The organism is Nonlabens tegetincola (genome assembly GCF_002117085.1).
GTDB lineage: Bacteria > Bacteroidota > Bacteroidia > Flavobacteriales > Flavobacteriaceae > Nonlabens > Nonlabens tegetincola.
In genome coordinates this window covers 2,007,219-2,021,900 of record NZ_CP019342.1, presented here as the reverse complement: position 1 = coordinate 2,021,900, position 14,682 = coordinate 2,007,219, and the positions used below count along the sequence as shown (strand labels likewise).

The following is a 14,682-nucleotide window of genomic DNA, read 5'->3' as shown; positions in this document are numbered from 1 at the left end:
GGCACACAGCCTCTTTTTTAAAGATAACAAATTGAATTTAATTTTGGTAAGAGTGTTTGTATTCTTGACCAGAAACTATTTTAAGAATATCTTTTTCTAGCGATTCTCTAGGGCGCTCAACATACCGACCCAATTCTTGTCCGTCACGATAAAAAATTATAGTAGGAACTCTCACAACGTTATATCCTTCTACAAGGTCTACAGGTTTTGATTTTGATCGATCAACAGTTATAAGTGTAATCTTGCTCTCGCTTACTCCTGCTTCCTCCATTAACTTATAAAACATAGGTGTTTCACGTTTAGAATCGCCGCACCAGGTTCCCATATACAATCTTACATCAACATCCTTCATGTAAGTACCGATTTCTTGTGCGATGCTTGAATCAACCTGATATGCATCGTACCTAGAATTAAACCATGAGTTATATGGATTATTCATCAAATCGGCTTTAGTAGCTTTACCTAGGAGATGGCCATTTACTTTTTGTGCTAAACTTTTTTCAGGCTCAGGCGCTTTTTTTAATTCCGGAGTGTTTACCGTTTCTTTTACTGGTTTTGTTGAATTATCTTGAGCTGTCTTTTGGGTTCCACAAGATATTGTTGCCAAAGCTATTATCGCTATTAGGATCTTTTTCATTCTGTTTAATTTAAATTTCTAAAGTAAGGATTTTTGAGTCATTTCATCAGGTTGTTCTATTCCCATTAACTCTAGTATAGTAGGAGCGACGTCTCCCAAAATACCATTTTTTACGCTTTTTATATCTTGATCTATTAATATCAAAGGTACTGGATTTGTAGTATGAGCCGTATTTACAGAGCCATCTGGATTGATCATAACCTCACAATTACCATGATCTGCAATCACAAGAATTGAGTAATTATTATCTATTGCCTTATTTATTACATGGCTTGCTGCACTATCTACAGCCTCGCAAGCTGCTATGGCTGCATCCATGGAGCCAGTGTGGCCTACCATATCAGGATTGGCAAAATTTAAACATATGAAATCTGCCGTTTGAGATTCAATCTCTGGTATAATTTTATCCTGAACGCAATTAATAGACATTTCAGGTTGTAAATCATAGGTGGCTACCTTGGGTGATTTACACATAATGCGTTGTTCACCTTCGAAAGGATTTTCTTGACCACCATTAAAAAAGAAGGTTACATGTGGATATTTTTCAGTTTCGGCAATTCTAATTTGCTTTTTTCCTGCCTTTGAAAGTACTTCTCCCAGTGTGTTTTTAAGATTGTCTTTTTCAAACATGACTTGCACATTCTTAAATGTGTCATCATACTTGGTCATTGTGACATAGTGTAGATTTAATTTCTTGGTATTAACCTCTTCAAAGTTTCTTTGCGATAACATGTCGGTAAGTTCTCTACCTCTATCGGTCCTATAATTAAAGAAAATAACGACATCATCATCTTGGATAGTAGCTACAGGCTCAGTGCCATTAAGAATGACCATGGGTTCAATAAACTCATCGGTTATACCGTCTTCATAGGATTGTTTAATGGATTGAATAGCATCGTGAGTAGGAGTACCCAGTCCATTTACCATAACATCATAAGCCTTTTTTACTCGTTCCCACCTATTATCACGATCCATAGCAAAGTAACGGCCCGTGACCGTTGCTAGCTGCGCGTTACTTCCTTTTATATGTTTTTCGATTTCTTGAATATGTTGTATACCTGATTTTGGATCAACATCTCTACCATCGGTAAAGGCATGTATAAAAACATCTTCTAGCTCATTAGCCTTTGTTATATCTAGTAAAGCCTTTAGGTGATTTATGTGAGCGTGAACTCCGCCATCAGATAGTAATCCTAGGAAGTGAATTTTTTTAGAGTTAGCTTTCGCGTAAGCGATAGCGTTAATCAACACCTCGTTATCCTTGAGACTATCGTCTTTAATAGCCTTATTGATTTTTGCTAAATCTTGATAAACAATACGTCCAGCACCTAAATTCATGTGGCCCACCTCGCTATTTCCCATTTGTCCATCAGGTAAGCCTACATGCTCGCCATCTGTTCGCAATTGTGCATTGGGATATTTAAGGTAAAGGCTATCTATAAAAGGAGTTTGAGCTTGTGCAATGGCACTTACTTTGGGGTCTTGGGTAATTCCCCAACCGTCCAGTATAATGAGTATGGTTTTCTTGTTCAAAATCTTAAGATTTAAATATCAAAAGTAACAAATCGATATTCTTAAGGTTGGTTTTTAAGAAATCCATAGGCATTTTATTTACGAAACCGATTGAGCGTTTATAGTAACTCTCTAAAAATTACCCGTTTTTTGCGATGGATTGAGCAATTAAATAACCACCAGTCCAGGCGTTTTGAAAATTGAATCCGCCAGTAATGGCGTCTATGTTTAGTATTTCACCAGCCATATAGAGGTTATTATGAATTCTAGAACCAAATGTTTTAAAATTTATTTCCTTTAAATCAACTCCGCCAGCAGTAACAAATTCTTCTTTGAATGTACTCTTACCATTTATGGTGTAACTGCTGGTTGTTAAAAGTTGTGCTAGTTGTTGTAATTGCTTGTTACTTGCTTGTGACCAACTGGTGCTGTCTAACTGTGATTTTTCAACTAAATACCTCCATAGCCTTTTAGGGAGATCGAATAGCCATTCATTGTAAATAAGCTTTTTAGAACTGTTCTTTTGCTCTAGAAGTTCTTCAAAGCATTCTTGCTCACTGTAGTATCCGGTCCAATTTATTACCAGTTCAAATTTGTATTGCGCATCATTGAGTTCTCTAGCACCCCAAGCACTCATTTTTAATATTCCTGGTCCTGAAAATCCCCAATGAGTAATTAATGTCGGTCCTTCTGATTTAAGTTTGAGAGCTGGGATTTTTAGTTGGGTATTAACTGCTATACCAGCTAACTGTGTGATTTTCTTGTTAACTACGTTAAAAGTAAAAAGAGAAGGAACTGCATCTACAATCGTGTGTCCTAAGTCTTTCATTATATTCCAGATCTTTGGACTACTTCCTGCAGCAACTACTAGATTTTTTGCAGAAAAGGATTGTTGTTTTGTGGTGATTTCCCAGTTGTTGTTAGAATTTTGAATAGCTGTTACATTGTGACTAGTAAGGATGTCGATATTATGCTTTCGCGCAAGCGAGATGAAACAGTCTATAATCGTTTGCGAAGAATCTGTAGTAGGAAACATGCGACCGTCATCCTCTATTTTTAATTCTACACCACGTTCTTCAAACCAGGCTATAGTATCGCCTGTCATGAACGTGTGAAAGGGTCCCAGTAATTCACGCTCACCACGCGGATAATTTTTTGATAATTCTCTAGGAATGAATTGAGCGTGGGTGACATTACAACGACCACCGCCAGAAATTTTTACTTTTTGTAGCACTTCTTTACCTCGCTCTAATATGGCTATCCGTTCATTTGGATTTTGTTCTGCAAGATTGATCGCGGTAAAAAAGCCAGCCGCGCCGCCTCCGATTATGATGGTTGTGTAGTTTGTGTTCACTATTCTTTTCCTAATTCTACAGCTCGATCAAAAGCGGCATAGGCGGCATCTTGAATAAGTTGTTTAACGTTATTGTCCTCCATGGAATCAATTGCAGCTTGTGTTGTTCCTCCTTTGGATGCTACTTTATCAATCCAATGTTCTGGTGAAATATCGGATTGATTAAATAATTCAATGGCTCCTTCAAATGTGTTGCTCACTAGGACTTTTGAATCGTAATCTGAAAAACCCATTTTTAATGCCGCTTCTAGCATGGATTGCATAAAATAAAAGACATAGGCTGGACCACTACCAGATATTCCTGTTGAGGCATCAATAAATTTTTCAGTATCCACATGAATTGATGTACCTGTTGTGTCCAGCAAATGTCTTGCTGTCAATAACTCAATTCTTGATACACTATTGGACTCTGTATAAGAAGTTACTCCTTTACCTACTTTGGCAGGTAGATTGGGCATGGTTCGAATAACTTTATCAATTTGTAATCCTTCTTGTATAGTTTCAATGGTAACACCTGCCATAAGAGAAATGAATAGCTGTTCATTTCTTACTAAAGGCTTCATCTCTTCAAATAAACTTGTGCTGTGATATGGTTTAACGGCTATAAAAACGATATCAACTTTTCCTAGACAATGTTCAAGCGAGGTGTGCACTTCAAAAACACCTTCTTCTTTAAGAGTTTTTATTTTATCTGGGTCTGTGTCGTAAATCTGTATTTTTTTATTTCCTAAAAGACTGGACTGTGACATACCCATTGCATAGGTAAGTCCCATGTTACCTGCTCCTATAACTAATACTCTCATAATTCTATTTGTATTCTATACATATATTTTTTGTTTCGGTAAAGAAGTCGAGCGCATGAAAACCGCCTTCACGACCTATACCGCTGTCCTTAACACCACCAAAAGCGGTTCTTAAATCTCTATTTAACCATGTATTTACCCAAACAATTCCTGCCTCGAGCTCATTTCCTAACTTAATGCTTCTGTTGAGGTTTTCTGTCCAAACAGTTGCGCTGAGGCCATATCTTGTACCATTTGCAAGGGCGATAGCTTCCTCTTCATCTTTAAAAGTCATAAGGGTAACTACAGGCCCAAAGATTTCCTCCTGATTCAATTTACAAGTGTTGTTAGAAACTTCAATTACAGTAGGCTCAATATAATAGCCATCCTCGTAATTGGGTATTTGAAGTGTGTTGCCGCCTGTTAAAATGGTGTGTTCTTCTGGGTTCGCTTTCGCGAAAGCGATATAATCCAATATTTTATCTCTATGCGAAGCACTAACCACGGCGCCGACTTTTGTAGTGCTAGACATGGGATGTCCAACAGTAAGTTCCTGAACTAGTTTAATGAAGTCTTTTTTAAACTTGTCGTAGATTTCTTCCTGAACAAATATTCTAGATCCACACAAACATATTTGTCCCTGATTTGCAAATGATGATTTTACGGTAGTGTGTAGCATTTTTTCATAATCACAATCTGAAAAGATAAGATTGGGATTTTTTCCTCCTAGTTCTAGAGATAGTTTTTTAAACATAGGCGCTGCTGTTGCTGCTATCCTAGCGCCAGTACTTGTGCCACCGGTGAAACTTATAGCCTTAATCCCTGGATGTTCTACAATAGCTTGTCCACATTCTGGGCCAGTTCCATGTACTATATTAAGAACACCAGCAGGTAATCCAGCTTTTTTACAAATATTACCTAAAAGATAGGCAGTAACAGGAGTTACTTCACTGGGTTTTGCAATTACGCAGTTTCCTGCTGCGATGGCTGGTGCTATTTTCCATGTAAAAAGATAAAGCGGTAAGTTCCAGGGAGATATGCAGCCAACAACTCCCAAAGGTTTGCGTAACGTATAATTCAAGGTATTTCTACCTGTGCTATCATGGGATTGACTAGCATATTGTGTTATTGCGTGAGCGAAGAATCTGAAATTTGAAGATGCTCGTGGAATGTCTACTGATTGAGCAAGCCATAAGGGCTTTCCATTATCTTGAGACTCTGCTCGAGCCAAATCTTCTAGATTTTCCTCAATTAAGTCGGCTATTTTTGAAAGTATTTTGGATTTAGTGTCAGTAGGTGTGTTAGACCATGATGGAAAAGCCTTTGTAGCAGCTTGATAAGCGCTTTCAACATCAGTGTGGTTAGAGCTTGGAATTTCTCCATATATTTTACCGGTAGCAGGATCATAATTATCCATCCACATGCCACTTAAAGGTATGTGCTCTTCATTATTGATAAAATTTTTTATATCCATAATTGGTTGTATTCACGGGCATGCAAGCTAATGAACTCACAAGGAATTTTCCCTTAATGTTACTTTAAATATAAAAAAAACCTACAGTAAGTACAGGTTAGATTTGCGACTATCATTTTGTATTATATCACTTTATACTCTTTGAATTAACCTTACTTTTGTGACATGAATCCACTTACAGATCAAGAATTACATCAACTTGCTATGAATATAGTAGGTAAAGAAATGGAAGAGGAAGGTTTTGAGTTTTTAAGTATTAATTCAAAACCTAAAAAAGATCCTCAATTTGTGGCTTTAAAAAAAGGGAAGCTACATTTTGTTGTAGTTAGAGCAATACGTTACCCTAATAATCCTGTAGAGTATGATGAAGATTTAATGATAACCATGAGAGATCATGCTGTTAAATTTAAAGCCCGTACTTTTTATGCAGGAGTAGGTCTTGCAAATTCGAATAATTATGAAATTCCGGTACACCATGATGAAGATTATGTGGTTAATTATGCTGGATTAATTGAAATAAAATGAGGTATTTAAGTTTTTTGTTATTTGTGGTGTTAGCAACAGTAAGTTGCAAGAATCAAACACCAGAAAACGATATTCAAGCACAAAAATTCTCGGGTAATGCTATAGGTACCTATTATAATATTACCCTGTTTCATGAAAATGAAGTAGCAGTAGAAAAAAGCGTGGATAGTATAGTTGAAATGTTCAACACCTCTATGAGTACCTGGCGAAAGGGCTCGCTTATTAATCAACTTAATAACGAGGTTGATAGTGTGCTTGTAGGCAAGCCATTTAAAGAAGTATTTGAAAAGGCAAGCGATATTTATCGTAAAACCGATGGGTATTTTGACCCTACGGTAGGTAACCTTGTTAATGCTTATGGTTTTGGAGCAAATGGAGAGCAAGAAAAAATACCTACTGAAAAAGAAATAGACAGTTTAATGCGATTTGTGGGTTTTCATAACTTGTCACTTGTTCCATCAAAAATCCAAGATAGTGTCTACATTAAAAAAGAAAAGCCTGGTGTTTATATGGATTTTAATGCTATAGGTAAAGGAACATTAGTAGACTACATTGCTAGGTGGCTCACTAAACAAGGAGTTGAAAACTACCTAGTGGATATAGGTGGAGAAGTATATGCCAAAGGTAAAAACCTAGAACGCAACGGTAGTTGGTCCGTTGGAATTGAGGATCCTAAGAAAAAAGGGAATAAGACCAGTTACTTATCTGTTGTTGAGTTAACCGATAAGGCTATGGCAGGTAGTGGTAATTATCGCAAGTTTAAAATTGACTCAAGCTCGGGTCAAGAGTATGTTCACACGGTAAATCCATTAACTGGTAAAGCACGACCTTCACAGGTTATAGGTGTAAACGTGATAGCAAATTCCTGTACTCTAGCTGATGGTTATGCTACAGCCTTTATGGCAATGCCATTAGAAAAATCAAGAATTCATCTTAAAAACTTGCCCGAAATAGAGGTTATAATAATGTATATAGATGAAAATGGTATGTTAAGGTTTGAAACTACTCCAGGATTTAAACAATATGTAAAAAAGGCTATTTAATTATTTCCTTACAACTGGTATAAGTTCACCTGCGGCTAGTCTATAACGGTCAATTTCTTTGCTACTAAGGGTAGTTGTATAATTAACAGCTTCAACCTTAAAACCAATAGATTCTAATTTATTGAAATAATCCATTCCATATATACGAACGTGGTCATACTGCCCAAAAATTTGGGCTCGCTGTTTAGGATCGGTAATACTATCATCTTCAAAGGTTTCCTTTCTATTCATGTCCAGCGGTATTTGGAGAACAGCGGTGCCACCTGGTTTTAAAACCCTATAAAGCTCTTGCATGGCTTTTGTGTCGTTGGTAATGTGTTCCAATACATGATTACACAGAATTAAATCATACTGATTATCTTCAAAGGGTAATTCACAAATATCTGCTTGAACATCAGCAAGTGGTGATTCTATGTCTGTCGTAGTATAATCTATGTTATCGCTGTTGCGAAAACGGTTATAAAAACACTGCTCAGGAGCAAAATGCAATAGTTTTAAAGGTTTGGTGAATACTTGTAATTCCCTATTTAAATAAAGCCATAGAAGCCTATGCCTTTCTAATGAAAGTGTGCTAGGTGACAACACATTTTCTCTTACATTTTCATACCCATAAGGTAAAAATGAAGAAAAAGTTTTACCATCGATAGGATCTTCATATTTATTACCCTTATACCACCACGCAATAATTGGGCGCACCCAATAACTTGCTTTAATGAGCCATGTTCTAGGTATCAGGTTAAGGAAAAATTTGAAAAGTTTTTTCAATATGAGATTAATCTAAAAATTAAATAGAATCAAGGTAAACAATTAATCGATCCAACGATAAGGATCTTCCTCGTTTGATGTAATGCCTAAAACCTCATATATGTAGTCAAAAGTACTCAGTAACCTAGGTTCTCCATTAACAATAGCTACGTCGTGCTCAAAATGTGCACTTGGTTTTTTATCCCGTGTGGTTATCGTCCATCCATCACTATGGTGCTTGATGTTTTTGGTTCCCAGATTAATCATAGGTTCGATAGCTACTGTCATTCCTTCTACAAATTTCTTGCCTCTACCTCTTTTACCATAGTTAGGCATTTGAGGATCCTCATGCATCACTTTACCTATTCCATGACCGACTAATTCTCTTACAACACCGTATCCGAAGCTTTCGCAATAATTCTGTATGGCATATCCCACGTCACCTACACGGTTTCCAGTTTTAAATTGCTCTATTCCTAGATAGAGAGAATTCTTAGTTCGGTCTAATAAATCTTGAGTTTCTTGTGGGATTTCTCCAACGGCAAAGGTGTAAGCATGATCACCATAAAAACCTTCAACGATAGCACCACAATCTACAGATAGTATATCACCTTCTTTAATTTCAACATTTTTAGGAATCCCATGGACAACTTCTTCATTTGGAGAAATAAGTAAAGTACTAGGACAATCGTACAATCCTTTAAAGCCTGGAATTGCACCATGATCTCTAATAAACTGTTCAGCGAGTTCATCGAGTCTTAATGTGGTTACACCTGGTTTAATTTCACTAGCTACCATTCCTAGAGTTTTACTTACCATTAAGGCTGCTTTACGCATTATCTCTAGTTCTTCCTTTGTTTTTGTTACGATCATTAGATTGAAATATACTGCAAAAATACTCCTATTTAAGAGATTTGCATAGAACTACATAAGGGGTTTGCTGGTTAATTTCTGTAAATTCGCTACATGAAAATAGATCTTAAAGATAAAACCGCCCTAGTATGCGGTAGTAGTACTGGAATAGGAGAATCTACAGCGAGGTTAATGGCTGTAGCAGGTGCTAGAGTTGTCCTTCTCGCCCGCAATCCTAATAAACTTCAAAAAGTATTGTCTACTTTGGATACCACGCATAGAGATGATCACACCTATCTTGTTGCCGATTTTTCAAATTATAAGGAAGTGGATGAGGTAGTTTCCGCTTTCGCGAAAGCGAACCCAATTCACATTTTAGTCAATAATACAGGCGGACCTGCACCTGGCTATTTAATAGATGCCGAGGTCAAGGCGCTTGAAGATGGATTCACACAGCATATAAAGTGTAATCAAGTATTAGTTAAAGCATGTGCTCCTGGGATGAAAGAAGCAGGATACGGGCGAATCATAAATATCATATCAACAAGTGTAAAAGCGCCCATTGAATTTTTAGGAGTGTCTAACGTAATTAGAGGAGCCGTTGCAAATTGGGCAAAAACATTGAGTAATGAGTTAGGACCATATGGTATCACAGTGAATAATGTACTACCAGGTTTTACCGCAACCGAAAGATTGGACAAGATTATCGCAGGTAAAGCAAATAGAGCTGGTCATAGCGAGGAACAAGCTGCAGAAATTATGAAAAATTACGTTCCTGCTAGACGTTTTGCGCAACCGGAAGAAGTAGCCAATGCTGTGTTGTTCCTATCTAGTAATCTAGCAGGATATATCAACGGTATAAATCTGCCAGTCGATGGTGGGCGAACTAAGAGTTTGTAGCAAAAAGAAGATTTTAAGAAGAATAGTTTTGTTAATACTCTAAATAAGCAATCTGTTTTACTAATTTTATAAACCATCTACAATATTATGTCCAAAAAACTACGTATTAACGGTCACTCACATTTACTTCCTTATCCAGAGGAGATACCTGATTTCATGCGTGAAAAAGGAATCTTTTGGGTAGATAAGGATCGTAAAAAGATGCTCCAAAAAGATTGGGAGAGACCCGTTACGGATTCTAGCTTTTTCTTGAAAGAGAAACTAGAGTGGATGGACAAATACAAGATTGATCATGCGGTTATTTTAAATTTAAGTCAATTGTATGGAAATGGTTTGAGGTTGGAGGAAATGAAACAAGCCTTACGATTTCAAAACGACTTTAACGCAAGAGTGCAACACGATCATCCTAATAAATTCACCTGTGGATTTGTAGTGCATCCAGGTTTTATACGTGGTGCTTTGTGGGAGATAGAACGATGTGTAAAAGTTCTAGGTATGAGATTACTATGCTTACCTACTCATTATATGGATACTATAGGTCAATGGCGTTGTATTTTTGATGAGGAGAATGAACCTATCTTTGAACTTGCAAGTGAGCTCAATCTCGCTGTAGAAATTCATCCGTATGATGGAGAGAAGTTTATCAAACTTCAAAATACAGCATGGCGTTTTCATCTTATCTGGATGCTTGCACAATGCGCCGATGCCTATCATTTTTTAACTCTTAATGGATACGCTCAAAAGTATCCAGGTATGAGAGTTTGTTTTGCACATGGTGGTCAGTTAGCCCAAATGAACTTAGGTCGCAGGATTCAAGGTTTTGATGGTCGACCAGATTTATTTGAGGGTAAAACACATCCTCGTAAAAGTGTAGGCCATCCTAATATATTCTTTGATACACTAGTCCACGATACTGGTTCTCTAGAACTTTTAGTAAAAAATCAAGGCGCTCAACAAATTCTTGTAGGTCTGGATGATCCATATCCATTAGGAGAAATGGATAGTGAAAAACAAAGTAGTTATCCTGGGAAAATTCTTGATTTGGCCATTGATCGCAAGATTATAACACAATCTGATTATGAAGGCATGTGGGATGAGCATGTGGTAAGATGGTTGTTTGGAAAAGATGAAAACGCAAAAAAAGAATTCTACCAGCGTATACTCTCTTAAAGCTTTTTAAAAAGCTAGATTACGTTATTTAAAACGGTATTTTTGCAACCTCTTAATGCAATTTATGAAATACGCAGAAAATATTTTAGGGACGATAGGTGACACTCCATTGGTTAAAATGAACAAGCTAGTTGAGGATATTCCAGCATTAGTCCTAGCTAAATACGAAACTTTTAATCCAGGAAACAGCGTTAAAGACCGTATGGGACTTAAAATGATAGAAGATGCCGAGGCTGATGGAAGACTAAAACCAGGTGGAACTATCATTGAAGGAACCAGTGGAAACACAGGTATGGGACTGGCACTCGCTGCAATCATAAAAGGTTACAAATTAGTTTGTGTATTAAGTGATAAGCAGTCAAAAGAAAAAATGGATATTTTGAGAGCTGTAGGTGCTCAAGTGCATGTGTGCCCAACTGATGTGGCTCCTGATGATCCTAGATCTTATTATTCTACCAGTAAGAGATTAAGCGAGGAAACTCCTAACTCTTGGTATGTTAATCAATATGATAATCCTTCTAATTGTAAAGCGCATTATGAGTCTACTGGGCCAGAAATTTGGGAACAAACAGAAGGTAAGGTTACTCATTTCGTCGTTGGAGTAGGAACTGGTGGTACCATTTCGGGAGTAGGAACCTATTTAAAATTACAAAACCCAAATGTCAAAGTTTGGGGAGTTGATACCTACGGATCAGTTTTCAAAAAATATCATGAAACAGGAATATTTGATGAAAACGAGATACATCCTTATGTAACAGAAGGTATAGGTGAAGATATTTTACCACTCAACGTAAGATTTGAAGTGATCGACGGTTTTACTAAAGTAACTGATCGAGATGCAGCGGTTTATACCAGAAGACTTGCTGCAGAAGAAGGAATGTTTTTAGGAAATAGTGCAGGTGCGGCCATTAAAGGTTTACGCCAAATTCACGAGCAAGTTGGATTCACTAAGGATGATGTGGTAGTTATTCTATTCCATGATCACGGAAGCCGTTACGTAGGTAAGTTTTTCAATGATGATTGGATGCTGGAAAAAGGATGGTTAAATGAAGATGGTAGTTATTTGCCAGATGAAAAATAATTTACTTCACCTATAGGTAGTGTGAGGTACAGTTGAAGGTTATAATTTTTGTTCTAAGTTTACAAAGATTATGACCTTTTTTTATGCAAGAAGATTTTATTCATTACCTATGGAAGTTTAAAAAGTTATCAGGTATTCCTTTAACTACGACTGATGGGGTTGATCTTGTTATTCAATCCCTAGGTTCCCATAATTTTGAAAGTGGTCCAGATTTCTTTAATGCTAGACTTAAAATAGGAAATCAACAATGGGCAGGTAATGTAGAAATGCACGTAAAAGCTAGTGATTGGTTTCTTCACGGTCACGACGATGATCCTGCTTATGATAACGTGATTTTACACGTGGTGTGGCAGCACGATGCTGAAATTTCAACTCGAGACGGGATTAAAATACCTGTTCTGGAAGTTTCAAGATTTGTTCCAGAAATTCTAGTGATGTCCTACCGCAAGCTTTTTGCACATAAAAACAATCAGTTTATAAACTGTGAGCAGGATTTGCCGCACGTAAATGAATTTAAACTCAACTTATGGTTGGAAAAATTATTTATAAAAAGATTGCAACAAAAATCTGCTAGGATTAAACACTATTTGAATCAATCGAATAACGACTGGGAAGCAGCTTTTTTTCAGTTATTGGCTCGCAGTTTCGGTACAAAAACAAATGCTGATGCTTTTGAACAGTTGGCACAAAGCATCGATCAGACTACTGTGCGCAAATTGGCTCGTGATTCTTTTCAGTTAGAAAGTGCACTATTAGGTCAGTCAGGATTATTGGTTGAGAAAAAGGAAGATAGGTATTACGAATTGTGTGTTAAAGAGTACGCTTTCGCGAAAGCGAAATATCAAATACAGCCATCGCTCACACCTATGAAGTTTTTTAGATTGAGACCGGCAAATTTTCCTACGGTGAGAATTTCACAGTTGGCCATGTTATACCATAGAAAACCTATGTTATTTGCCGAGGTTTTGCTTGCTGTAACTAAAGAGGATATGTATGATTTATTTGAAGTAAAGGCATCTAAATACTGGGATGATCATCATGTTTTTGATAAGAAGACTAATGACCAGCCTAAAAGATTAACCAAGGCTTTTATAGATTTAATCATTATCAATTGTATCGTGCCTATAAAATTTTATTACGGTCAACAAATGGGTAAAGAAAATACTGAGGAATTACTCGCACTTATGGATTCTGTTAAAGCAGAAAGTAACGCTGTTATAAATGGATTTAAACAGTTGATTAATGTAAAATCGGCATTAACCTCACAATCATTATTGCAATTAAAGCCTAACTATTGCGATAGAAATAAGTGTTTGCAATGTGATGTAGGTGTTTCACTAGTCAGGAATTAATAGTATTTTTACTTTATGGGAATGGTAGCTAGTTTAAGAACTTATCTAGAAAAATACGGGTTTTATGTTTCTACACGGTTAGCAGATCGTTTAGGGATGAGAGCGCGCAGTGTAAGAATTACCTTTATATACTTTACGTTTGCTACGCTCGGTGCTGGATTTGCAGTATATTTAATTATTGCTTTTTGGTTAAAAATAAAAGACTTAGTATACGTAAAGCGAAGTTCTGTCTTTGATCTTTAAGCTAATGAGTAGGAAGATAAAAATTGCACTTACTTTACTTCTTAGTATTCTTTGTGCTGGTGTGATCGGATTCATGGTAACCATGGATCTAGACGTGATCGATGCTCTATATATGACGGTGATTACGATTACTACTGTAGGCTATCGAGAAATTGGAAACCCATCGCCGCAAGCTAAATTATTTATCATAGCGCTTATCTTAGTAAGTGTAGTTGCAGTGGGATATGCTGTTAGTGTTTTTACAGAGTATTTAATTTCACGAAGTTCAGTACGAGATATTATTTTTAAACGACAACTTAAACAAATAAAGAACATGGAGAATCATGTTATTGTTTGCGGTTATGGTCGCAACGGGCGTCAAGCGGTTGAAAAGTTACAAGATTATAATCGTGATTTTATAGTTCTTGAAAAAAATCAAGAAGTTATAGATGAAGCTAGCTTGGATAGTAAATACTTTTTAAGAGGTAATGCTAACGAGGATGAAACCTTGCTTAATGCTGGAATCGAACGTGCCAGTGTTTTAATATCAGCTCTTCCTGATGATGCAGATAATCTCTTTGTAGTTTTAAGTGCTAGGCAGTTGAATAGTAAGTTGATGATTATATCAAGAGCTAGTGAAGAGACAACTGTGCGTAAACTTAAACTCGCAGGAGCCAATAACGTTATCCTACCTGACTTAATAGGCGGGCAGCATATGGCTTCATTAATTGTAAGTCCAGACTTAATAGAGTTTTGGGATAATTTGAGTTATGGAGGTAATGATGGAGTTAATCTAGAACAAGTTTCATTTGAGCAAATGTTTGATCACAAAAGGTCTTGCAATATTCTAGACTTAAACCTAAGAAAAGAAACTGGTTGTACAATTATTGGGTATAAAAACCCTAATGGAGATTATATTGTAAATCCTGATCCCTCGATCGAATTAGTTCCTGGATCAAAAATAATAGTAGTTGGAAATACCAATCAAATACAACATTTACAAAAGGTATATCGCATAGGAGACTAAGGGTTTA

General features: G+C 36.6%; 15 protein-coding genes. 8 read left to right on the top strand and 7 right to left on the bottom strand.

Features of this window, described 5'->3' with window-relative positions; all coding sequences use genetic code 11:
- Nucleotides 1-37 precede the first annotated feature (37 nt).
- The 5 genes from BST91_RS09525 to BST91_RS09505 all read right to left on the bottom strand — a co-directional run bounded on the left by BST91_RS09525 (nucleotide 38) and on the right by BST91_RS09505 (nucleotide 5,759).
- On the bottom strand, nucleotides 38-637 hold the full coding sequence (locus BST91_RS09525; RefSeq protein ID WP_042279705.1) for a thioredoxin family protein: 600 nt from the start codon (nucleotides 635-637) through the stop codon (nucleotides 38-40).
- Between the two features lie 18 nt (nucleotides 638-655).
- Nucleotides 656-2,170 carry a 2,3-bisphosphoglycerate-independent phosphoglycerate mutase gene (gpmI, locus tag BST91_RS09520; protein WP_085775246.1) on the bottom strand — a complete coding sequence of 505 codons (1,515 nt, stop codon included), beginning with the start codon at nucleotides 2,168-2,170 and terminating at the stop codon, nucleotides 656-658.
- 118 nt (nucleotides 2,171-2,288) lie between these two features.
- A complete protein-coding gene (locus tag BST91_RS09515) occupies nucleotides 2,289-3,503 on the bottom strand; it encodes a BaiN/RdsA family NAD(P)/FAD-dependent oxidoreductase (protein WP_085775245.1) in 1,215 nt (404 codons plus the stop codon).
- Nucleotides 3,503-4,306: a pyrroline-5-carboxylate reductase gene (gene proC / locus BST91_RS09510; protein ID WP_060523877.1), complete on the bottom strand. Its 804-nt coding sequence runs from the start codon at nucleotides 4,304-4,306 to the stop codon at nucleotides 3,503-3,505. Before proC ends, BST91_RS09515 begins: the two co-directional genes overlap by 1 nt.
- A 4-nt stretch (nucleotides 4,307-4,310) precedes the next feature.
- Nucleotides 4,311-5,759 (bottom strand): aldehyde dehydrogenase, encoded by a 1,449-nt coding sequence (locus tag BST91_RS09505; RefSeq protein WP_085775244.1) that lies wholly within the window; start codon nucleotides 5,757-5,759, stop codon nucleotides 4,311-4,313.
- Nucleotides 5,760-5,924: 165 nt separating this feature from the next.
- On the opposite strand from BST91_RS09505, the gene BST91_RS09500 reads away from it, so the two are divergent.
- On the top strand, nucleotides 5,925-6,284 hold the full coding sequence (locus tag BST91_RS09500) for a hypothetical protein (protein ID WP_060523881.1): 360 nt from the start codon (nucleotides 5,925-5,927) through the stop codon (nucleotides 6,282-6,284).
- Nucleotides 6,281-7,327, top strand: coding sequence for an FAD:protein FMN transferase (locus tag BST91_RS09495; RefSeq protein ID WP_085775243.1), 1,047 nt, complete (start codon nucleotides 6,281-6,283; stop codon nucleotides 7,325-7,327). Before BST91_RS09500 ends, BST91_RS09495 begins: the two co-directional genes overlap by 4 nt.
- Here the strand turns inward: BST91_RS09495 and BST91_RS09490 are convergent, their stop codons facing one another.
- Nucleotides 7,328-8,092 carry a class I SAM-dependent methyltransferase gene (locus BST91_RS09490; RefSeq protein ID WP_085775242.1) on the bottom strand — a complete coding sequence of 255 codons (765 nt, stop codon included), beginning with the start codon at nucleotides 8,090-8,092 and terminating at the stop codon, nucleotides 7,328-7,330.
- A 42-nt stretch (nucleotides 8,093-8,134) separates the two neighbouring features.
- Nucleotides 8,135-8,944: a type I methionyl aminopeptidase gene (gene map / locus BST91_RS09485; protein WP_042279719.1), complete on the bottom strand. Its 810-nt coding sequence runs from the start codon at nucleotides 8,942-8,944 to the stop codon at nucleotides 8,135-8,137.
- Nucleotides 8,945-9,037: 93 nt separating this feature from the next.
- Here map and BST91_RS09480 point away from each other — a divergent pair, with 93 nt between their 5' ends.
- From BST91_RS09480 to BST91_RS09455, 6 genes are all read left to right on the top strand, one after another.
- Nucleotides 9,038-9,823 (top strand): SDR family oxidoreductase, encoded by a 786-nt coding sequence (locus BST91_RS09480; protein WP_060523887.1) that lies wholly within the window; start codon nucleotides 9,038-9,040, stop codon nucleotides 9,821-9,823.
- A gap of 87 nt (nucleotides 9,824-9,910) precedes the next feature.
- Nucleotides 9,911-10,993, top strand: coding sequence for an amidohydrolase family protein (locus tag BST91_RS09475; protein ID WP_042279725.1), 1,083 nt, complete (start codon nucleotides 9,911-9,913; stop codon nucleotides 10,991-10,993).
- Nucleotides 10,994-11,057: 64 nt separating this feature from the next.
- Nucleotides 11,058-12,074 (top strand): PLP-dependent cysteine synthase family protein, encoded by a 1,017-nt coding sequence (locus BST91_RS09470; RefSeq protein ID WP_085775241.1) that lies wholly within the window; start codon nucleotides 11,058-11,060, stop codon nucleotides 12,072-12,074.
- 83 nt (nucleotides 12,075-12,157) lie between these two features.
- Nucleotides 12,158-13,426, top strand: a complete 1,269-nt coding sequence (locus tag BST91_RS09465; protein ID WP_085775240.1) for a DUF2851 family protein — start codon at nucleotides 12,158-12,160, stop codon at nucleotides 13,424-13,426.
- 15 nt (nucleotides 13,427-13,441) lie between these two features.
- Entirely contained in the window at nucleotides 13,442-13,669 is a 228-nt protein-coding gene (locus BST91_RS13315) for a PspC family transcriptional regulator (RefSeq protein WP_042279727.1), read from the top strand.
- Nucleotides 13,670-13,673: 4 nt separating this feature from the next.
- Complete coding sequence (locus tag BST91_RS09455) at nucleotides 13,674-14,675, top strand: potassium channel family protein (protein WP_085775239.1); 1,002 nt, start codon at nucleotides 13,674-13,676, stop codon at nucleotides 14,673-14,675.
- The last annotated feature ends 7 nt before the right edge of the window (nucleotides 14,676-14,682 follow it).